This is a genomic window from Metallococcus carri, assembly GCF_011440275.1.
Taxonomy (GTDB): domain Bacteria; phylum Actinomycetota; class Actinomycetes; order Actinomycetales; family Dermatophilaceae; genus Metallococcus; species Metallococcus carri.
Window position 1 is genome coordinate 174,849 of sequence record NZ_JAAOIV010000002.1, and the last position, 20,500, is coordinate 195,348.

General features: G+C 69.3%; 18 protein-coding genes and 1 tRNA gene. 4 read left to right on the forward strand and 15 right to left on the reverse strand.

The window, feature by feature from the left end; genetic code table 11:
- Window positions 1-290: 290 nt before the first annotated feature.
- The gene (metH, locus tag G9U51_RS03390) at window positions 291-4,064 is read right to left on the reverse strand and encodes a methionine synthase (RefSeq protein ID WP_328823293.1); all 3,774 of its coding nucleotides are present in this window, start codon (window positions 4,062-4,064) and stop codon (window positions 291-293) included.
- A 140-nt stretch (window positions 4,065-4,204) separates the two neighbouring features.
- Here metH and G9U51_RS03395 point away from each other — a divergent pair, with 140 nt between their 5' ends.
- Window positions 4,205-5,053: a PAC2 family protein gene (locus G9U51_RS03395; RefSeq protein WP_166193165.1), complete on the forward strand. Its 849-nt coding sequence runs from the start codon at window positions 4,205-4,207 to the stop codon at window positions 5,051-5,053.
- A gap of 10 nt (window positions 5,054-5,063) precedes the next feature.
- Here G9U51_RS03395 and mshC read toward each other — a convergent pair whose 3' ends face one another.
- From mshC to G9U51_RS03420, 5 genes are read right to left on the reverse strand one after another with little or no spacing between them, the layout of a single operon-like run.
- Window positions 5,064-6,314, reverse strand: coding sequence for a cysteine--1-D-myo-inosityl 2-amino-2-deoxy-alpha-D-glucopyranoside ligase (gene mshC, locus G9U51_RS03400; protein ID WP_166193168.1), 1,251 nt, complete (start codon window positions 6,312-6,314; stop codon window positions 5,064-5,066).
- A 42-nt stretch (window positions 6,315-6,356) separates the two neighbouring features.
- Window positions 6,357-7,163 carry an SCO1664 family protein gene (locus tag G9U51_RS03405; RefSeq protein ID WP_166193171.1) on the reverse strand — a complete coding sequence of 269 codons (807 nt, stop codon included), beginning with the start codon at window positions 7,161-7,163 and terminating at the stop codon, window positions 6,357-6,359.
- Window positions 7,141-7,680, reverse strand: a complete 540-nt coding sequence (locus G9U51_RS03410; RefSeq protein ID WP_166193174.1) for a DUF3090 domain-containing protein — start codon at window positions 7,678-7,680, stop codon at window positions 7,141-7,143. The genes G9U51_RS03405 and G9U51_RS03410 overlap by 23 nt, the downstream gene beginning before the upstream one ends.
- A gap of 10 nt (window positions 7,681-7,690) precedes the next feature.
- Window positions 7,691-8,395, reverse strand: a complete 705-nt coding sequence (locus G9U51_RS03415; protein WP_166193177.1) for an MSMEG_4193 family putative phosphomutase — start codon at window positions 8,393-8,395, stop codon at window positions 7,691-7,693.
- Window positions 8,395-9,453, reverse strand: coding sequence for an LLM class F420-dependent oxidoreductase (locus G9U51_RS03420; protein WP_166193180.1), 1,059 nt, complete (start codon window positions 9,451-9,453; stop codon window positions 8,395-8,397). Before G9U51_RS03420 ends, G9U51_RS03415 begins: the two co-directional genes overlap by 1 nt.
- 64 nt (window positions 9,454-9,517) lie before the next feature.
- On the opposite strand from G9U51_RS03420, the gene G9U51_RS03425 reads away from it, so the two are divergent.
- On the forward strand, window positions 9,518-10,453 hold the full coding sequence (locus tag G9U51_RS03425) for an aldo/keto reductase (protein ID WP_166193183.1): 936 nt from the start codon (window positions 9,518-9,520) through the stop codon (window positions 10,451-10,453).
- Window positions 10,454-10,456: 3 nt separating this feature from the next.
- Here the strand turns inward: G9U51_RS03425 and G9U51_RS03430 are convergent, their stop codons facing one another.
- A complete protein-coding gene (locus tag G9U51_RS03430; RefSeq protein ID WP_166193186.1) occupies window positions 10,457-10,837 on the reverse strand; it encodes a hypothetical protein in 381 nt (126 codons plus the stop codon).
- 132 nt (window positions 10,838-10,969) lie between these two features.
- On the opposite strand from G9U51_RS03430, the gene G9U51_RS03435 reads away from it, so the two are divergent.
- Window positions 10,970-11,155: a DUF5703 family protein gene (locus tag G9U51_RS03435; protein WP_166193188.1), complete on the forward strand. Its 186-nt coding sequence runs from the start codon at window positions 10,970-10,972 to the stop codon at window positions 11,153-11,155.
- Window positions 11,156-11,709: 554 nt separating this feature from the next.
- Here G9U51_RS03435 and G9U51_RS03440 read toward each other — a convergent pair.
- The 3 genes from G9U51_RS03440 to G9U51_RS03450 are packed head-to-tail and all read right to left on the reverse strand — an operon-like array spanning window position 11,710 to window position 15,011.
- Complete coding sequence (locus tag G9U51_RS03440; protein WP_235945438.1) at window positions 11,710-13,056, reverse strand: M20/M25/M40 family metallo-hydrolase; 1,347 nt, start codon at window positions 13,054-13,056, stop codon at window positions 11,710-11,712.
- Complete coding sequence (locus G9U51_RS03445) at window positions 13,049-14,578, reverse strand: ATP-dependent DNA ligase (protein WP_166193191.1); 1,530 nt, start codon at window positions 14,576-14,578, stop codon at window positions 13,049-13,051. The genes G9U51_RS03440 and G9U51_RS03445 overlap by 8 nt, the downstream gene beginning before the upstream one ends.
- A 1-nt stretch (window position 14,579) precedes the next feature.
- Complete coding sequence (locus tag G9U51_RS03450; RefSeq protein ID WP_166193194.1) at window positions 14,580-15,011, reverse strand: SRPBCC family protein; 432 nt, start codon at window positions 15,009-15,011, stop codon at window positions 14,580-14,582.
- A gap of 141 nt (window positions 15,012-15,152) precedes the next feature.
- Between G9U51_RS03450 and G9U51_RS03455 the strand changes: the two genes are divergently transcribed.
- Window positions 15,153-15,240: transfer RNA gene (locus G9U51_RS03455), tRNA-Leu, on the forward strand.
- A 71-nt stretch (window positions 15,241-15,311) separates the two neighbouring features.
- Here the strand turns inward: G9U51_RS03455 and pntB are convergent.
- The 5 genes from pntB to G9U51_RS03480 all read right to left on the reverse strand — a co-directional run bounded on the left by pntB (window position 15,312) and on the right by G9U51_RS03480 (window position 20,388).
- Window positions 15,312-16,736 carry a Re/Si-specific NAD(P)(+) transhydrogenase subunit beta gene (gene pntB / locus G9U51_RS03460; RefSeq protein ID WP_166193197.1) on the reverse strand — a complete coding sequence of 475 codons (1,425 nt, stop codon included), beginning with the start codon at window positions 16,734-16,736 and terminating at the stop codon, window positions 15,312-15,314.
- Window positions 16,737-16,738: 2 nt separating this feature from the next.
- Entirely contained in the window at window positions 16,739-18,265 is a 1,527-nt protein-coding gene (locus G9U51_RS03465; RefSeq protein ID WP_166193200.1) for a Re/Si-specific NAD(P)(+) transhydrogenase subunit alpha, read from the reverse strand.
- A gap of 116 nt (window positions 18,266-18,381) precedes the next feature.
- The gene (locus G9U51_RS03470; protein WP_166193203.1) at window positions 18,382-18,906 is read right to left on the reverse strand and encodes an SRPBCC family protein; all 525 of its coding nucleotides are present in this window, start codon (window positions 18,904-18,906) and stop codon (window positions 18,382-18,384) included.
- Window positions 18,903-19,220 carry an ArsR/SmtB family transcription factor gene (locus tag G9U51_RS03475; protein ID WP_166193206.1) on the reverse strand — a complete coding sequence of 106 codons (318 nt, stop codon included), beginning with the start codon at window positions 19,218-19,220 and terminating at the stop codon, window positions 18,903-18,905. Before G9U51_RS03475 ends, G9U51_RS03470 begins: the two co-directional genes overlap by 4 nt.
- A gap of 46 nt (window positions 19,221-19,266) precedes the next feature.
- Window positions 19,267-20,388, reverse strand: coding sequence for a PucR family transcriptional regulator (locus G9U51_RS03480; protein WP_166193209.1), 1,122 nt, complete (start codon window positions 20,386-20,388; stop codon window positions 19,267-19,269).
- Window positions 20,389-20,500: the final 112 nt, after the last annotated feature.

Genomic DNA, 20,500 nt, shown 5'->3' on the forward strand with positions numbered 1-20,500 from the left:
GGGGAAGGTCTGCGACTCGAAGCTTGTGGCCGATCGGGCATCTCGTTTCTCGGATAGCAGAGTCAATCCCACTGAGTGGAATGGGTCCAGTGACCTCCAGCTTGAGGAGAAGCTGTCGTAGCCGGTCTCTGCAAGCCGAGGATGGCGCTGGTTGCGTATAAGTCACAGACCACGCTCCGATCACTGAACCTGTGCGAACTGTACCCAACACGAGCGGTGGATCCAGCACTGTTCGTCATCCGCGACTGCCAAAGTCTCATTGTGCCCGAGGAGGTCGTGCTCAGCTCGAATCAGTCCTCGGGGTCGTAACCCAGGTTGGGGGCCAGCCACTTCTCGGCCTGCGCCAGCGTCCAGCCCTTGCGCTCGGCATAGGACTCCACCTGGCTGCGGTCGAGGCGTCCGACGACGAAATACTGCGACTTCGGGTGGCTGAAGTACCAGCCACTCACCGACGCACCTGGCCACATGGCCATCGACTCGGTGAGCTCGATGCCGGTGCGCTCCTTGACCTCCAGCAACTCCCAGAGGGTCTGCTTCTCGGTGTGGTCCGGGCAGGCGGGATAACCGGGTGCCGGCCGGATGCCGACATACTTCTCGCCGATCAGGGCGTCGTTGTCGAGAGCCTCATCCGGCTGGTAGCCCCACAGTTGGGTGCGCACCAGCTCGTGCATCCGCTCGGCGAAGGCCTCAGCCAGCCGGTCGGCCAGCGACTCCAGCAGGATCGCGCTGTAGTCGTCGAGGTCGTCCTTAAACTGCTTGATCTTCTCGCCCGTGCCGAGGCCGGCGGTCACCGCGAAGCCGCCGATCCAGTCCTGCAGGCCGGTGTCGACCGGCGCGATGTAGTCCGCGAGTGACCGGTTCGGCACGCCCTCGCGGTGGTCGCCCTGCTGGCGCAGGTGATGCAGGGTCGTGCGCACCTGCTCGCGGGATTCGTCGGCGTAGACCTGCACGTCGTCACCGACGGCGTTGGCCGGGAAGAAGCCGACCACGCCGGCGGCCTCGAGCCATTCCTCGTCGATGAGCTTGTCGAGCATCGCCTGCGCGTCCTCATACAGCCGCCGAGCCGCCTCACCGCCCTCGGGCTGGTTGAGGATGTCGGGGAACCGGCCCTTCATCTCCCAGGCGTTGAAGAACGGCTGCCAGTCGATGTACTCCCGCAGTTCCTTCAGCGGGAAGTTGCGCATCGTTTGCAGGTATGCCGGCGAATCGCCTTGCGCTGCAACGAATTCCGGCCGCGGCGGAGTGTAGTTGGCCCATTCGATGGGCGTCTTGCGGGAGACGGCTTCGGCATACGGGATCAGCGGACGGTCGTTGCGCTTGGCCGCGTGCCGCTCGCGGATCGAGGTGTATTCGCGCTCGACCTCGGCGACGAGCGCCTCGCGCCGGCTGTCCGAGAGGAGCGCCGAGGCAGTCGGCACCGACCGGGAGGCGTCCTTCACCCAGACGACAGGAGCGTGGTACTTCGGGCTGACCCGCACGGCGGTGTGTGCCTTGGAGGTCGTCGCACCACCGATGAGCAGCGGCACGTCGAAACCCTGCCGCTCCATCTCGTCGGCCAGGCCGACCATCTCGTCCAGCGACGGGGTGATCAGCCCGGAGACGCCGATGATGTCGGCGTCCTCCTCGCGGGCGGTGTCGAGAATCTTCTGGGTCGGCACCATGACGCCGAGGTCGACCACGTCGTAGTTGTTGCACTGCAGCACCACGCCGACGATGTTCTTGCCGATGTCGTGCACATCGCCCTTGACCGTGGCCATCACGATCTTGCCCTTGGACCGCTTGGTGGTGTCCTGCTCGGCCTCGATGTAGGGGATGAGGTGGGCGACGGCCTTCTTCATCACCCGCGCCGACTTCACCACCTGGGGCAGGAACATCTTGCCGGCGCCGAAGAGGTCGCCGACCACGCCCATGCCGTCCATCAACGGGCCCTCGATGACAGCCAGCGGCCGCTCCCCCGCCTCGGCGAGCTCAAGCCGCAATTCCTCAGTGTCGTCGACGACGTGGTCGTCGATGCCCTTGACCAGGGCGTGCGTAATCCGTTCGCGCACAGGCAGATTGCGCCACTCTTGGGTGACGGCCTCGGCCTGCTCCCCCGACTTGTTGTGTTCGGCGGCGATCTCGAGCAACCGCTCGGTCGCGTCGTCGCGGCGGTTGAGCACGACATCCTCGATCCGCTCGCGCAGCTCGGGGTCGATCTCGTCGTAGACCACGAGTGCGCCGGCGTTGACGATGCCCATGTCCATGCCGGCGCGGATCGCGTGGTAGAGGAAGACCGCGTGGATCGCCTCGCGCACCGGGTTGTTGCCGCGGAAGCTGAACGACACATTGGACACACCACCGGAGATCAGCGCCCCCGGCAGGTTCTCCTTGATCCACCGGGTCGCCTCGATGAAGTCGACGCCGTAATTGGCGTGCTCCTCGATGCCCGTCGCGATCGCGAAGATATTGGGGTCGAAGATGATGTCCTCCCGCGGGAAGCCCACCTCCTCGACGAGGATCCGGTATGCCGTGGCGCAGATCTGCTGGCGCCGCTCCAGGGTGTCCGCCTGGCCTTCTTCGTCGAAGGCCATCACGACCACCGCCGCACCATATTTGCGACACAGCTTGGCGTGCTCGATGAAGGGCTCGACGCCTTCCTTCATCGAGATGGAGTTGACGATGGATTTGCCCTGGACACAACGCAATCCGGCCTCGATGACCTCCCACTTGGAGGAGTCGACCATGACCGGGACGGTGCAGATGTCGGGCTCGGTGGCGATCAGCTTGCAGAAGCGGTCCATCGCCTCCACGCCGTCGATCATGCCCTCGTCCATGTTGATGTCGATGACCTGCGCGCCGGCCTCGACCTGCTGGCGGGCGACATTGAGGGCGGTCGGGTAGTCGCCCTCCTTGATCAGCTTGCGGAAGCGGGCCGAGCCGGTGATGTTGGTGCGCTCGCCAACGTTGACGAAGAGCGAGTCGGCGGTCACGTTGAGCGGCTCGAGGCCGGACAGGCGCAACGCCGGCTCCGGCTCGGCGGGCGTGCGCGGTGCCACGCCCTCGACCGTGGCGGCGAGGGCGGCGATGTGCTCGGGCGTGGTGCCGCAGCAGCCGCCGATGATGTTGACCAGCCCGTCCTTGGCGAAGTCGCCGACGATGGCGGCCATCTCGGCCGCGGTCTCGTCATACTCCCCGAATGCGTTGGGCAGGCCGGCGTTCGGGTAGACCGAGACGAAGGTGTCGGCGACCCGGGCGAGCTCGGCGACGTACGGCCGCATGTCGGCGGCACCCAGCGCACAGTTGAGCCCGATCGCGATCGGCCGGGCGTGGCGCACGCTGTTCCAGAAGGCCTCGGTGGTCTGTCCCGACAGGGTGCGCCCGCTGGCGTCGGTGATGGTGCCGGAGATGATCACCGGCCACCGGCGGCCCTCCTGCTCGAAGAGCGTTTCCAGGGCGAAGATCGCCGCCTTGGCGTTGAGGGTGTCGAAGATCGTCTCGACGAGCAGCAGGTCCGAGCCGCCGTCGACCAGGCCCTGCGCCTGCTCGAGATAGGCCCCGACCAGTTCCTGGAAGCTGATGTTGCGGGCACCGGGGTCGTTGACATCCGGGGAGATCGAGGCGGTCCGGTTGGTCGGGCCGAGCGCGCCGGCGACATACCGCGGCCGGTCCTGCGTGGCGACCGCATCGCAGGCCTCCCGGGCCAGCCGCGCGGAGGCGACGTTGAGCTCGTAGGACAGCTCCTCCATGCCGTAGTCGGCCATCGAGATGCGCTGCGCCGAGAAGGTGTTGGTCTCGATCAGGTCGGCGCCGGCGGCGAGATAGTCGTCGTGGATCGAGCGGATCAGCTCGGGCCGGGTGATCGACAGCAGGTCGTTGTTGCCGCGCACGTCGCTGGTCCAGTCGGCGAACCGCTCGCCGCGGAACTGTTCCTCCGACAGCTGGTGCCGCTGGATGAAGACGCCCATCGAGCCGTCGAGCATCATGATGCGCTGGGACAGGGCTGCGCGCAGCTCGTCGGTGCAGTCGGGTCGGTGGGCGGAGGTGTCGCGGTCGGTCACCACGGGGCGGTCGGAGCGGCTGCTCACTGTCGTGTCCCTTCGTCGGAAAGCGTGCCCGAGTCTATCGGCGTGTCGCGCCGCGCCGGACGCACCGTGCCGCGGATGGACACGCGGTATCTAGGCTGGGCGGAACATCCGTTCGGTCGCCGGCGAGCAGGAGCAACAACGTGATCGACTTCGAGGATCTTCCGCTGCTGCGGGATCCGATCATGATCGCTGCCTTCGAGGGGTGGAATGACGCCGGTGAGACCGCGTCGGCGACCCTGGCACATCTGATCACCGCGTGGAACGCACGCCTGCTGTGCGCTCTCGACCCCGAGCTCTACTACGACTTCCAGGTGAACCGGCCGCGGGTCACCGGAGAGCCCGGCGAACGCGGCATCTCCTGGCCCACGACCAAGGTCTTCCTCGCCCAGGACACCCCGCTCGATCGCGACGTGCTGCTGGTGCAGGGCATCGAGCCGTCGATGCGGTGGTTGTCGTTCACCCGCGAGCTGGTCGAGCTCGCTGCTGAGGCCGACGTGGGCATGGTGATCACCCTGGGCGGTCTGCTCGCCGACGTCCCGCACACCCGGCCGATCCCGATCACCGTCACCTCCGAGCACGAGGACACCCGCGAGCGGTATGACGTGGAGCCCAGCCGCTATGAGGGACCGACCGGCATCGTCGGCGTGCTCAGCGACGCCGCCCACCAGGCCGGCCTGCCCACCCTGTCGGCATGGGCGGCGGTGCCCCACTACGCCGGTGGCAGCCCGTCACCGAAGGCCACCCTCGCCCTGCTCAACCGGCTGGAAGAACTGCTGGACACCCTGATCGAGGCCGACGACCTGCCCGAGTTGGCCCGCGCCTGGGAGCACGGTGTCGACGAGCTGGCGGCCAGCGACGACGAGGTCGCCGACTATGTGCACACGCTCGAGCAGGCGCAGGACACCACCGAGCTGCCGGAGGCCTCGGGCGATGCGATCGCCCGGGAGTTCGAGCGCTATCTGCGCCGCCGCGACCAGGACGACGAGTAGCGCGGCTAGCTCAGCGCAGGCCGAGCAGGGCGTCGAGCAGGTCGGCGACCTTCGGGGACGGCCCGGCCCCGGCGTCGGCATACTCCCTGGCCCAGCTGTCGACCAGACCGATCGCCGCGGGAGAGTCCAGGTCACGCGCCAGCGCTTCCCGGACCCCGGCGAGCAGGTCGTCCGCGCCGGCGTCGCCGGCGCCGTCGAGCGCGGAACGCCATGTGCCCCAACGCTTTTCGGCTTCACGCAGCAGCTCGGTGGTGTATTCCCAGGGCTGGGCGTAGTGCTGGTCGAGCAGCACCAACCGGATCGCGCGCGGGTCGACGCCGTCGCGCAACAGCTGGGACACCTTGACCAGGTTGCCCTTGGACTTGCTCATCTTCTCGCCGTCGTAGGCGACCATCGCCTGGTGGGCATAGGACCGGGCGAAGGGCGAACTGCCGGTCACCGCCTCGCCCTGCACGGCGCTCATCTCGTGGTGCGGGAAGATCAGGTCGGTGCCGCCGCCCTGCAGGGTGAATCCCATCCCGAGGTGGTCCAGGGCGATGGTGGTGCACTCCAGATGCCAGCCCGGGCGGCCCTCGCCGAGGCTCGCGCCGTCCCAGAACGGCTCGCCGACCCGGCGCCCGCGCCACAGCAGCGGGTCGAGCCGGTCGCGCTTGCCGGGCCGGTCGGGGTCTCCCCCGCGCTCGGCGAAGACGTCCATCATCTGCTCGCGGGTCCAGCCGGAGATCTCCCCGAACCGTGGCTGGGTGGCCAGGTCGAGATACCAATCCCGTATGCCGCCCGCGCCCGCCTCCCGCTCCTCCACCGGCAAGGCGTAGGCGACGCCGAGCTCGACGAGTCTCTCGATGGTGGCGACATGCCGCGGCATGGTCTCGACGACGCCGACATAGTGGTCCGGCGGGATGATCCGCAGCGCGGTCATGTCGTCGTGGAACAGCTCGATCTCGCTGGTGGCCAACTCGCGCCAGTCGACGCCGTCACGCTGGGCCCGCTCGATCAGCGGGTCGTCGATGTCGGTGACATTCTGCACATAGGTGACCTGCTGGCCGGCGTCTCGCAGCACCCGGTGGACCAGGTCGAAGGTGTGATAGGTCGCGGCGTGGCCGAGGTGGGTCGCGTCATACGGCGTGATCCCGCAGACGTAGACGGTCGCGGTGCCGTCGGTCTCCAGCGGTGCGAGCTCGCCGGTGTGCTCGTCGCGCAGGCGCAACATCGGCGCGGTGCCGGGCAGGGAAGGGACGCTGGGCGCGGACCACGACTTCACGTTGGTCAGCCTATCCGGGCCTGCTGACGGCTCCGACCGGGCTCACCAGATCGGCCAGGGCAGCGCGTGCCGATGCTCGGGCATCACCGGCAGGGCACCCTCGTCGAGCAGGACCGCGGCCCGCAGGTGGAGCATCTCGATCTCCTCGCCGGTGAGCAAGGGCGCGAGCTGCGCGGTCAGGGTGCCCTCCTCCAGGCCGGCCACCACCCGCCGCACCCGCTCGGCGTCCGCAGGCGCCAGCTCCTCACCGCCGAACCCCCAGAAGACCGTGCGCAGCTTCTCCTCGGCGTGGCAGACCAGCCCGTGGTCGATCACCCAGAAGCGGTCCGCGTCGGCGATGAGCGCGCCGGCCTTGCGGTCGGCGTTGTTGAGCACGGTGTCGAGGGTGGCGAGCGATTTCACCTCGGGCGCCCCGGAATGCGACACCACGATCAGCCGGCCGATCTCGTCGCGGGCGTGCAACACGATCCGGTTGCCGTCCGGCACTTCGCCCAGAGCGTCGATGCTCACCAGGCCGGTGTCCTGGTCACCGTCCAACGGCCCCACCCAGCGCTGCACCGTGCCCGGCCCGAGCGGGCCGTCGCGCAGCACCGTGGGCGGCACCAGATCCCAGCCACCGACGGTGGAGATGGTCGCGGCCGCCAGCTCACGGCCGGCGAGGGTCCCGTCGGGAAAATCCCACAGCGGCCGCTCGCCGCGAATGGGCTTGTAAACAGCCGGGATTCGGCGGTCGCCGTCGGTCAGCCAGACGCGCAGAGCGACATTGGAGGCTTCGACCAGCCGGCCCTCGATCTCCAGCTCACCGTCGGTGAGCAGGTCGAGGTCCTCAGCGCTTGTATCCGTTGGCACGAGGGCAGATGTGTCCGGCCGGGTCGAGGGGTTCGCCGCAGAAGGGGCAGGGCGGGCGGCCCGAGGCGACGAGCGCGAGGCCGCGGCGAGCGAACTCGCGGGCCGCGGGCGCGCTCATCCGCACTCGCAGCGTCGTCGCGTCCGGCTCGACGATCTCCACCACGTCTTCGCCCGACTCGTCCGACTCGACCTCCACGGCCGAGTCGAGGCACTCGACGACGACGAGCTCCTGCTCGGGGTCCCACGCCAGGCTCAGGGTCGCAACGCGGAATTCGTCATCGATCGGGGTGGTGAGCGGTGCGTTGTCGGGCTCGAGCTGAGCTTGGTCCTCGGCGACGCCGACGGTGTCGAGCAGGTCGTTGATGCGCTCGGCGAGCACCTCCACCTGGGCCTTCTCCAGGGAGACCGAGGTGACCCGACGACCGGCGGTTGCCTGCAGGAAGAAGGTGCGCTGACCCGCCGGGCCAACGGTGCCCACCACGAAACGGTCGGGCTGGTCGTACTCGATGAGCGGCATGATCTCGACCCTAACCCTGTGTGCCCTCGCCACCGCCGGGGGCGGCGTCGGTGTCGCCGGCATGTTCGGCAGGTGGGACGAGATCGTCGACCCGACCGGTGTCGTTGACCCGCAACACGAACGGCCGGCCCGCGGTGAGGCGAATCCCGCTGACCGACGCCGGGTTGACCACGATCCGCTGAAAGAGATCGAGATGGGTGCCGCCCGCCCAGGCGAGCACGGCCTTGATGACATCGCCGTGGGAGACCGCGGCCCAGACCGCGCCCTTGCCGTGCTGTGCGTCGACCGCCGCGTCGTGGGCGCGGATCGCGTCGACCGCACGCTGCTGCATGGCGCTCATCGACTCGTGGGCGAACTCGTCCGACGGCGGGAAGGTCACCCCGGAGGGGTGGTCCTGCACCGCGCGCCACAGCTCGTCCTTGGCGAGTTCCTTGAGCGGGCGGCCGGTCCAGGCGCCATACCGCGCCTCGCCGATCGCCTCCTCGGTGAGCGGCTGCAGGTCGCGCCCGGTGAGCAGCGCGGCGGCCGTCTCCTGGCAGCGCTGCAGCGGGCTGGTCACGATCCGCACGAGCGGTATGCCGGCCAGCCGGTTCGCGAGGTCACTCACCTGGGTGCGGCCGACCTCGTCCAGGCCGACCCCTTCGGTCCAGCCGGCGAGGGTGCCCGAGGCATTGGAGGCGGTGCGGCCGTGTCGCACGAGCAGGACGGTGGCCATCAGTCGTGCAGCCCCTCGCCTCGGGCGAGCTCGGCCACGAGGCGCAGCGCGTCGAGCCGTTCCCGCACGGTGTCCCCGGTGGGGCTCACGTTCAGCGTGGTGACGCCGGCATCGGCATACGCCCGCAACCGGCCAGCGATCCGCTCGGCGTCGCCGACGAGCGCGGTCTGCTCGATGAACTCGCGCGGCACGGCGGCGGCCGCATCGCGATGCTGCCGGGCGAGGTAGAGGTCCTGCACGCGATCGGCCTCGTCCGCAAAGCCCATCCGCCGCGCGAGGGCGTTGTAGAAGTTCTTCTGCCGCGAGCCCATGCCGCCGATGTAGAGGGCGGCGTTGCCCCGCAACCGGTCCGCCGCGACGTCAAGGTCGTCGTCGACCGACAGACCGGCCGAGGCGCAGACGTCGAAGCCTGCCAGCGTGAGCCCCGCCGTCTCGCGGCCCTCGCGCAGCTGGCTCAACTGCTCGGGCAGATGCTCGGGGCTGACGAAGATGCCGAGCCAGCCGTCGGCGATCTCGCCGGTGAGGCGCACATTGCGCGGGCCGATGGACGCCAGATAGATGGGCAGGTCGCTGCGCTCCGGCAGCAGCAGCAACCGCAGGGCCTTGCCTGAGCTGTCCGGCAGCGGCAGCTCGAAGTGCTCGCCGTGGAACTCGACATTGCTGCGCCCGAGCGCCTGCCGCACGATCGCGACATACTCCCGCGTGCGCCCGAGCGGGTCGGCGAACCGGACGCCGTGCCAGCCCTCGCTCACCTGGGGCCCGGACACCCCGAGGCCGAGGTGGAAGCGGCCCTCGGTGATCCGGTCGAGGGTGGCGGCGGTCATCGCGGTCATCGCCGGACTGCGTGCCGGGATCTGCATGATCGCGCTGCCCCAGCCCAGCCGCGGCGTCGACGCCGACAGATAGCCGATCAGCGAGGGAATGTCGGAGCCATAGGCCTCGGCGACCCAGGCGACGTCATAACCGAGTTCGTCGGCGGTGACGACGAGGCGCTTCATCGTCTCCAGATCGTCGGTGCCCGTGGTGCCCCAGTAGCCGAGGTTCAGACCCAATCGCATGGACCCGACGCTACCCGCGTGGTGCTGCGCGGGCGGACCCGACCGACGTCCTAGGTTGTGGGACATGCGGATGCGGACGGTGGGCGCCAGCGGGCTGAGTGTCTCGGCCCTGGGCCTGGGCACGAGGAATTTCGGCTCGGAGGTCTCGCCGGAGGATTGCGCCGAGCTCGTGCGGCTGTTCGTGGAGTCCGGGGGCACGCTGATCGACACCGCCCCGGCATACGGCGACGGGGCGGCCGAGGAGATCCTCGGGCGGGAGCTCGCGAACTTCCGCCGCGAGGAGGTGACGCTCTGCGGCAAGGCCGGGCTGCACCGCACCGACGACGGCTGGCGCGCGGACACCTCACGGCGCGGGCTGCTCGACCAACTCGACGAGACCCTGTCCCGGCTGCGGGTCGAGCACCTCGACCTGTGGCTGGTGCATGTCTGGCGCGACGATCCGGCCCTGGCCGAAACCCTGTCGGCTCTTGAGTTCGCGGTCACCTCAGGTCGAGCGCGGTATGCCGGGGTCGCGAACTACACCGGCTGGCAGCTCGCCTCGGCTGCCGCTCCGCTCGCCGCGGTGCGCACACCCGCGGTCGCGGTGCAGGCGCGCTACCACCTGCTCGACCGGTCGGTTGAAGCCGACCTGCTGCCCGCCGCCGCCCACCACGGGGTCGGCCTGCTGGCCTGGGCGCCGCTGGCCGGCGGGGTGCTCACCGGCAAATATCTGCGCTCGGTGCCGGCCGCCTCGCGGGCTTCCTCGGCCGACCATCAACAGTGGGCGCAGCGATGGATGAGGTATGCCGACGGACCCGTGGTGAAGGCGCTCGACACTGCTGCGACCGGGCTGGGTGTCAGCCCCGCGCAGGTTGCGCTGGCCTGGGTGCGCGATCGTCCCGGGGTGGCGGCCGGGATCGTCGGTGCGCGCACCGTCACGCAATTGCGCACCACCTTGGCTAGCGACCGGCTGGACATCCCGTCAGCGGTGCGGGCGGCGCTGGACGAAGTGAGCGGTTAGGACCTACCGCTTGCGGCGGTCCTCGATCTCCAGGTCGTCGTCGTCGGTGAGACCGGAGTATTCGCCGTCGTCGTCCTCGTCGTCTTCGTCAAGATCGTCGTCGCCCTCGTCGTCGCCCTCGTCCTCGTCGAGGTCGTCGACATCCTCATCGTCGTCGTCTTCATCGAGGTCTTCGTCCTCGTCGCCGACGTAGAGCTCCAGCGGGGTGACCTCGCCATACGCCTCGAGCAGGGCGTCGTCGTAGTCCTCGAACGCATCGGCGAGGTCGTGGTAGGCGGCGACCACGGTCGGGTCGTTCTCACCCCGGCGACGCGCCGCGGCCTCCAAATGACGTTCCAGTGCGGTGATGAACCGGGACAGGGCGGCGCGCGGGTCGGCGGTCATGCCATGACCGTAGTGCAGACCTCGCTGATAGGCGATGTTCGGATCGGACAACCTTGCCGGCGCCGTGCCCGGGCGGGCCCTTGGCCCGGTTGACCGCGCCGCGCGCGAACGTCTGTCGCACAATGGGCGGCAATGATCGAGTACGAGTACCGCGTCCTGACCTTCGGGCGCGACGACGACCGCAGCTCGGTGCGGCAAACCTTGACCGAGCATGCCGAATACGGCCACTGGGAGCTGGCCCGCACCCGGCTCTACCTCGGCGGCATGCGCCGGGTGTGGTTGCGCCGCAAGATCATCCGGGTGCGCCGCACGGCCTGAGCGTCGCGTCGCCAGCACTCGCACCGTGGATCGACGACCCGTCATGGGAGACAAAAGTCTCCACAATGGCGACTTCCGCGGGTCCGAACCGCCAGCCCTGCACCAAAAGCCTCCACAGTGGCGACTTCTGGGCCGGTATGGCCGGTGGCAGCCCCCGGCGGGACGAAAGTCTCCACAATGGCGACTTCCGCGGGTCCGAACCGCCAGCCCTGCACCAAAAGTCTCCACAGTGGCGACTTCTGGGCCGGTATGGCCGGTGGCAGCCCCCGGCGGGACGAAAGTCTCCACAATGGCGACTTCCGCGGGTCCGGACCGCCAGCCCTGCACCAAAAGTCTCCACAGTGGCGACTTCTGGGCCGGTATGGCCGGTGGCAGCCCCCGGCGGGACGAAAGTCTCCACAATGGCGACTTCCGCGGGTCCGGACCGCCAGCCCCGCACGAAAAGTCTCCACAGTGGCGACCTTCCTTGCCGATGACCGACCGTCCTTGCCGATGACCGACCGCCAAGCTGTCTCATCGCCAAGCCGTCGGACCGCGGCCGTCCCGTCGGGCGGCTAACTGTTGGCGAGGAACCGGCTGAGCACGCGCGTGCCGAACTTCAGTGACTCGACCGGCACCCGCTCGTCGATGCCGTGGAACATCGGGGCGAAGTCCAGGTCGGCCGGCAGGCGCAGCGGCGCGAAGCCGTAGCCGGTGATGCCGAGCTGTTGCAGCGCCTTGTTGTCGGTGCCGCCGGACAGGCAGTAGGGCAGCACGGCGGCCTCGGGATCCTCGGCGAGCAGCGCGGCCTTCATCTGCTCCACGATCGGTGCATCGAAGGGCGCGTCGAGCGCGATGTCGCGGTGCACCACCTCGACGTCAACGAACTCACCGGCGAGCTCGCGGATCGTCGCCATCAAGTCGTCCTCGTGACCGGGCAGGAAACGGCAGTCCAGCGAGGCCGACGCCCCCTGCGGGATGACGTTGTGCTTGTAGCCCGAGTCCAGCATGGTGAAGTTCGCGGTGTCCTGCAGCGTGCCCTCGACGAACCCGCGTGCCCCGCCGAGCTTGGTCAGCAGCGGTGACAGGTCGTCGTCGGCATACGTGATGCCGGTGAGTTCGGCGAGGCCATCGAGCAGCTGGCGCACGGAGGCGATGTATTCGCGCGGCCAGACGTGCGCGTCGATGCGCGCGATCGCCTGGGCGAGGCGCACGACGGCGTTCTCGTCGTTGGGGACCGAGCCGTGACCGGCGCGGCCGTGGGCGACCAGGCGCAGCCAGGCGATGCCCTTCTCGGCGGTCTGCAGCAGGTAGGCCCGTTGCTCGCCGGACGTGCCCTCGAAGGTGACCGAGTAGCCACCGACCTCCGAGATCGCCTCGGTGGCGCCTTCGAAGAGTTCCGGCCGGTGGTCGACCAGCCAGTGGCTGCCCTTGAGACCGCCCGCCTCCTCGTCGGCGAGCATGCCGATGATCAGGTCGCGCGGCGGCTTCTTGCCGGAGCGGGCAAGCTCGCGCACGCACGCGAGGATCATCGCGTCCATGTCCTTCATGTCGACCGCGCCGCGTCCCCAGATGCAGTCGTCCTTGAGTTCCGCGGCGAACGGATCCACTTGCCAGTCAGCGGCATTCGCCGGCACGACGTCGAGATGACCGTGCACGACGAGCGCGCCGCGGGAGCTGTCCTCGCCTTCGATGCGGACGACCACGCTGGCACGGCCGGGTTCGCTCTCGATGAGTTCGGGGTCGAGGCCGACCTCGGTGAGCTCGCTCATCACGTATTCGGCGGCCTTGCGCTCCCCCGGCCCGCTGCCGTCGCCGTAGTTGCTGGTGTCGATGCCGATGAGGTCCTGACAGAGGCGGACGACCTCGTCCTCGGCGCGCGGGTTGTCGGTCATGGTGTCGTCCTCTCGGTCGTCATGCATTGCCCTCCACCATGCCAGCCACCCGCCGCAAGGTGTCGAGGGTGTCGGCCTGCTCGGCGGTCTTGTCGTCGCGATAACGGATGACTCGGGCGAAGCGCAACGCCACCCCGCCGGGATAGCGGCGCGAGGTCTGCAGCCCGTCGAAGGCGATCTCGACCACCTGCTCGGGCCGGAGGCTGACCACCCAGCCGTTGTCGTCGACCGTGAGCTCGGTGAACCGTTCGGTCTGCCAGGCGAGCATCGCGTCGGTCATCCCCTTGAACGTCTTGCCCACCATGACCAGCTCGTCACCGACGCGGGCACCGAGGTGGATATTGGACAGATAGCCCTTCCGGCGGCCGCTGCCGTGCTCGACGGCGAGCACGACGAGGTCGACCGTATGCCGCGGCTTGACCTTCACCCAGCCGGCTCCGCGCCGGCCTGCGGCGTATGCCGAGTCGGTCGCCTTCACGATCACGCCCTCGTGGCCGCGTGCGACCCAGTCATCGAAAAACGCTTGTGCCGCAACGGGATCGGTGACCGGCTCGGCGGTGACCACCCACTCGGACGGGACAAGGGACTCCAGTGCCTGACGACGCTCACTCGCCGGCCGGTCGATCAGGTCCTGTCCGTCGACGTGCAGCAGGTCGAAGAAGAGTGGCGTCAGCGGTGTGGCGCGGGCGAGCTCGTCGGGGTCGCCGCGGCTGGCGGTCCGTGCCCCGGTCACCTGGAAGGGATGCGGGCTGCCGTCCTCGCGCAGGGCGATAACTTCGCCGTCGAGGACGAGCGTGTCCGCCGCGAGGGAACGCACTGCCGAGGCGATCTCGGGGAGCCGGTCGGTGATGTCGTCCAGGCTGCGGGTGAACAGCCACACCTGGTCGCCACGCTTGTGCGCCTGGCAGCGGATGCCGTCGAGTTTCACCTCGATCGACTGCGGCCCGCCGGTGACCGCGGCGGCGACATCGGGCGCCGAACCGGCCAGCATCGGTCGCACCGGCCGGCCCACCTCCAGCCCGATCTCGGCCAGCCCCGGTTCACCCTCGGCCAGGGCGGTCGCGGCCACCGGGCCCGCGAAGCCGGCGAGCATCACCGCGCGGCGCACCGCGGCCTCCGTGACCCCGGCGGCCTCGGCGATCGCCTTGAGCATGATGCCGTCGCCGGCGCCCTGGCGCAGATCGCCGAGCAACAGGCCGCGCAGCAGCGTGCGTTCGCGGTCGGTGGCGGATCGCCATACGGCAGAAAGGAGTTCGGCGCGACGAGCACTCGACCCGGTGCCTCGGGTGGCGTCCAATTCGGTGAAGGTGGAGTCGATCTCGGTGACCGTCAGGGACGGCTCGGCGGCTGGGGGTGAGTCCTCGGACAGGCTGCGCCAGCCGACGCCGATGCGGCCCTGCGGCAGCCGGCCGGTGAGGTAGTCAGCGACGAGCGCGCGCTCGTCGGCCTGCGCCTCGCGCAACAGGTCGGCGATGAGGGTGACCTTGGCGTTGCGCCCCGAGGTGGCCGCGACCTGCGCGGACACCTCGGCGACGCGGTCGAGCAGCACGTCAGTTGGTCGGGGTGACGAGCTGGTCCAGCTTGCCGAAGGACGCCTGCCAGCCCGCACGCGCGGCCTCGATCTCGTTGTCCGGCAACGGTCCCTGACTCACCACCAGGGTCGAGCCGGCGGTCTCGGGTCGCACTTCGAGCCGCAGCCGATAGGTCTCCCCCTCGGTCGTTTCCTCCGCCTCGAGCAGGCGGCCTTCTTCGTATGCCGTGATCGTCGCGTTGGCCGGTGAGGTCTGGCTGGGGTCCTGCTTGTCGACCAGGGTGAGCGACCATTGGCCGCCGACTCGCGGGTCGATGGTGACCGACTCGACCGGGACGGTGGAGGTGTCCGGGCCGAACCACGCGGCGAGTTCTTCGGGGTCGACCAGCGCGCGAAACAGTCGGCGCGGGGCGGTCGTCGTGGCGTGCTCGAGCTGGAGGGTCTGGGGCATGGCCGGGCTCCTGTTCGCGGGGTGCTGCACGGTGTCACGCTGATCCTTGCAGCAGCCGGTGACGATGCGGGGAATCGGCGGGGTGCGTGCTAGGGTTTCCGGTCGTTGGCCACCGGGCTTTGTGCCCGTTGGCGACCACTCGTCCGGGTGGCGGAATAGGCAGACGCGCTAGCTTGAGGTGCTAGTCCTCGTATAGAGGGTGGGGGTTCAAGTCCCCCCTCGGACACCACAGTTCGACCCTTCCGTCCGCAGATCGGCGCGCTCCACAGCGCGGATCTGCGGACGGTTTCGTCTTCCCGGTCAGTGCAGGCCGGCGATGACCGCAGTGACCTGATCCTTGGCGTCACCGAAGAGCATGGCGCTGTTGTCGCGGTAGAAGAGCGGGTTCGCGACACCGGCATACCCCGAGGCCATCGACCGTTTGAGGACGATGACGTCCTTGGCCTCCCAGACGCGCAGCACCGGCATACCCGCGATGGGCGAGCCGGGGTCCTCGGCGGCGGCCGGGTTGACGGTGTCGTTGGCACCGATCACCAGCACCACGTCGGTGTCGGCGAAGTCGTCGTTGATCTCGTCCATCTCGAGCACGATGTCGTAGGGCACCTTCGCCTCGGCAAGCAGGACGTTCATGTGGCCGGGCAGCCGCCCAGCCACCGGATGTATGGCGAACCGCACCTCGATCCCCTTGTCCCGCAACGCTTTGGTGAGGTCCGCGACGCCATACTGCGCCTGGGCGACGGCCATGCCGTAACCCGGCGCGATGACCACCGAGCTCGCCGAGGAGAGCAGGTCGGCAACCTCGTCGACGGTGGTCTCGCGGTGCGTGCCGAGATCCTCCTGCGACCCCGAGGCGGCCTCGATGCCGAACCCGCCGGCGATCACCGACAGGAAGGACCGGTTCATCGCCTGGCACATGATGTAGGACAGATAGGCACCCGAGGAGCCGACGAGCGCGCCGGTCACGATCAGCAGGTCGTTCTCGAGCAGGAAGCCGGATGCCGCTGCGGCCCAACCGGAATAGCTGTTGAGCATCGACACGACGACCGGCATGTCACCGCCACCGATCGAGGCGACCAGGTGCAGGCCGAGCGCGAGAGCCAGCAGGGTCACCACGACGAGCAGCCAGAGCGCCGGGCTGATCACGAACCACACGGTCAGCGCGACGAAGAGCACCAGGGCGCCGAGGTTGAGCAGGTTCTTGCCGGGCAGCACCAGCGGCGCGGACTTCATCCGGGCCGACAGCTTGAGATAGGCGATGATCGAACCGGTGAAAGTCACCGCGCCCACGAAGACTCCGATGAAGACCTCGGCGTGGTGAATTCCCAAGGTTCCCAACGCATTCAGCGACTTCGCCTCGGCTCCGCCGGGGTCACCCTCGACCTGCAGATAACCGTTCCAGCCGACCAGGACCGCGGCCAGGCCGACGAAGGAATGCAGCAGCGCGATGAGTTCGGGTATGCCGGTCATCTCCACCACGCGCGCCCGCCAGAGCCCGATCGCGGCGCCGATGAGCATGGCGACGAGCAGCAGGACGAGGCCGATGCCCTCGATCCGTCGATCCACGGCGAGGGCGATCGTGGCGGCGAGCGCGATCGACATGCCGGCGATGCCGAAGGCGTTGCCGACCTTGGCCGTCTCGTGGTGGGACAGGCCGTCCAGCGCGAGGATGAACAGCAGAGCAGCGACGATGTAGGCCGCCGAAGCGGCGGTGGCGATGGTGATCATTTTTACGACCGCGCGAACATTCCGAGCATGCGGCGGGTGACCGCGAAGCCGCCGAAGACGTTGATCGACGCCAGCAGAATGGCGACGAAGGCCAGCACGGTGATCGCGGTGTTGCGCTGACCGATCTGCAGGATCGCGCCGACCACGATGATCCCGGAGATCGCGTTGGTCACCGACATCAGGGGGGTGTGCAGGGCGTGGTGCACGCTGCGGATGACGTAATAACCGATGACGATCGCCAGGGCGAAGACCGTCAGGTGCACCGTAAGTGCGGCGGGCGAGATCGCCAGCAGCACGAAGAGCACCAGCGCGGCGCCGAGCACGATCGCGAGCCGGCGGCCGGGCGTGAGCGGCGCCTTCTCGGGTGTGGCCTCCACTGGAGGCGGCGAGGCCGTGGGCGCCGGAGCAGCCGACACCTGCACCGGCGGTGGCGGCCAGCGCAACTGACCGTCCCGCGTCACCATGATCGAGCGCTGCACCACGTCGTCCTCGTCCAGGACGAGCTGGCCGTCCTTGCCGGGGGTGAGCAGCTTCATCAGGTTGACCAGGTTGGTGCCATAAAGCTGCGACGCCTGCGCCGGCAACCGCCCGGCCAGGTCGGTGTAGCCGATGATCGTCACGCCGTTGGCCGTGGCGACCGCCTCCCCGGCGACCGATCCCTCGACATTGCCGCCGTTGGCCGCCGCCATGTCGACGATCACGCTGCCCGGCCGCATCGAGGCGACCATGTCGGCGGTGATCAGCCTGGGCGCCGGCCGCCCGGGGATCAGCGCCGTGGTGATGATGATGTCGACATCGGCCGCCTGCTCGGCATACAGCTGCGCCTCGCGCTGCTTGTAGTCCTCCCCCATCTCCTTGGCGTAACCCGTCGCGGACACTTCGGCACTCGGGTCTTCAATCGAAAGGTATTGTCCCCCAAGGGATTTCACCTGATCGGCGACTTCAGGCCGCGGGTCGGTCGCCCGCACCACCGCGCCCAGCGAGCCGGCCGTGCCGATCGCCGCCAGCCCGGCGACGCCCGCGCCACAGACGAGCACCTTCGCCGGTGGCACCTTGCCGGCCGCGGTCACCTGCCCGGTGAAGAACCGCCCGAAGACGTGTGCCGCCTCCACCACCGCGCGATAGCCGGCGATATTCGCCATCGACGACAGCACGTCCAACGACTGCGCCCGCGAGATGCGCGGCGCCGCGTCGAGCGCCAGCGCCGTGATCGGTCGCCGAGCCAGGTCGTCCACGAGTTCCGGGTGCAGCGCCGGAGCGAGTATGCCGACGACGGTCGCCCCCTCGTGCAGCCGGTCCCGTTGCTCCGGTGCGAGCGCGTTGACGCCCAACACGACGTCGGCGGCGAGGGGGTCGCCGAGGCGCGCCCCGGCGTCGGCATACGCCTGGTCGGCGAAACTGGACTGCTCCCCCGCTCCCGGCTCGACGACCACGTCATACCCGAGATCCAGCAGTTGGCGCACGGTGCTGGGCGTCGCCGCGACCCGGGTCTCGCCGGGCGCGGCCTCCTTCACGACTCCGACGATCACGTGGGCCTCTCCGTCTGCTGGCGGTTGCGTCCCGGCCATCCTGCCGAGGCAGGGGGTGCAGCGTCGAGGTTATGTGCGATCCGGTTCAGTCCGTGGTCAGGCGGACCGGCTCGTCGTCAGCCGATCTGGCGGGCCTCGAACTGCGGGGTAAGCGCCTCCCAGCGCTCGCGCCATACCGGCGACGGCTCCTCCGAGGACCAACCGTCCGGGTGGACCGAGGCGTTCATCGCGAGCGACCGGCCGAGGTCCTCCAGGTGGGCCTGCCAGCCGGCGCCGTAGAAGTGCAGCCCCTTCAGCGGCAGGCCGCGCTCTTCGACTACCAGCCGGGTGCGATCGCCTTCGGCGGTCAGCCAGGCCTCGATCTGGGCCTCCTCATCCGTGCCCGGCTCGGAGGTGATCAGCAGATGATGTGGTTCGTCGCACGCGTCGATGCGCGCGCTGCCGGTGGCGGTGCTGGTGAAGACGGTCCGGATCGTGCCGCCGACCCGCAGGTCGCCGGTCACCTCGGCGATCCAGCGTGCGAGGCGCTCGGGATCGGTGCAGGCCTGCCACAGGTCCGCGATGTCGGTGTCGTAGACGTCTTCGACCCGCACCGCTCCCCTGGTTTCGTCGGTCTTGGTCATCGTGGCGTTGACGGTCATCGGCGTGCCTTTCGTCCTCGGGCGATTTCGGTGTGCAGGGCGTCCAGCCGTTGTTGCCAGAGCGCCCGGTAGTCCTCCAGCCAGCTGTCCACCTCGGCGAGGGGCTCGGGCCGGAGGCTGTAGATGCGTCGCTGCGCCTCCTGGCGCACCTCGACCAGCCCGGCCTCGCGCAGCACCCGCAGGTGGCGTGAGACGCCGGGCCGGGCGATGGGCAGGGCCTCGGCGAGCTGACCGGCGGTGGCTGGTTGGTTGCGCAACATGGCGAGGACGGTGCGCCGACTCGGGTCGGCCAGTGCGTGGAGTACGGCGTCCATGGTGCTTATAGTACCCATTCGGTTACATACCCACAAGGGTACGCACCTAACTGGGTAGCCCGAGCGCGGCCACCGAGCGCAGCAGGCCGTCCAGCGTGCGCACGTCCCAGCCGGTCAGCTCGCGCCATCGATCCAGGCGATAGGTGACGGAATTGACGTGAAGCTGCTGGGCACGAGCCGCAGCCGTGAGCGAAAGTCCCTGTGCGGCATACGCTTTCACCGTCTCGGCGAGGTGCGGGTTCGCTGCGGCGACGCGGCGGCCGGGTTCGAGCAGCCCCGCGAGTTCGCGCTCGTGCGGCAACAGCGTCGCCAGCCACCAGTGGTCCTCGAAGCGCCGCACTCCCCCGTCGCCTTCGATTTCGAGCAGCCGGATCGCGTCCTGCAGGCTCGCCGCCGCCCCCGGTATGCCGACCCGTGCGGCTCCCAGCCCGACCGCACCACCGGGCGCCGCCGCGCCCAGCGCTTCGGCCACGCCGGCACCGTCGGCGGCGGGACACAGCACGAGCAACCACCGGCGGTAGCGGCCGACCGGCCAGCCGGCGCGATCGTCGGCAACGGCCCGGGCCGTCCGTTCCAGGGTGGCAGCCGCGGAACCGTCTGCCGGGTCGAGGACAACGGCGATACCGACAACGGACGCGTCCAGGCGAATCCCGAAGTGCCGCAAGGCTTCTGCGGTCTCCTCGAGCCGTGATGACTCGAACCGCACGAGCAGGTCGAGGGCGCGGTAGTTCTGGGCCGCACGGACCACGGCGGCGTCGCGAGTGGCCTCGGTGTGCCCGGCCGCGAGCTCGGTCGTCTCACGATGCACGAACTCCCAGAGCCGGCCGCCACCGCGCACCAACTCCTGGTCGGGCTGGGCGCCGGTGAAGGAGACCCACGCCTCCCGGCCGGCGATGTGGAAGGTCTCGATCACGTCGTGCAGCGGGATGCCCTGCAGGGCGCGGCGGCGGCCGAGCGCTCGGGTGCGCGCCGCCTGCTCCACGCCCAGCGGCGTGCCGTGCTGCATCGCATCGAGCAGCAGCGCCAACTCGTCGCGGATGTAACCGTGCTGCTCCTCATAAGGCACCGCGGCATAACTCGCCAGCTCCGCGCGGATCGCATCGGTTACCCGGGCACTGAAGCCGGGCAGATCGGCCCGCAACTGCTCACAGATCTCGGCAAAGCGCATCACCAGGCTCCTTTGGTGGATCCCACGAGGCGAGCATCCTAAGTCCGGCCGATCACACCTGGCTGGCCCCGGCATACCGGAGCAGACTTGCCTGATCCCCAACCCCCTGGAG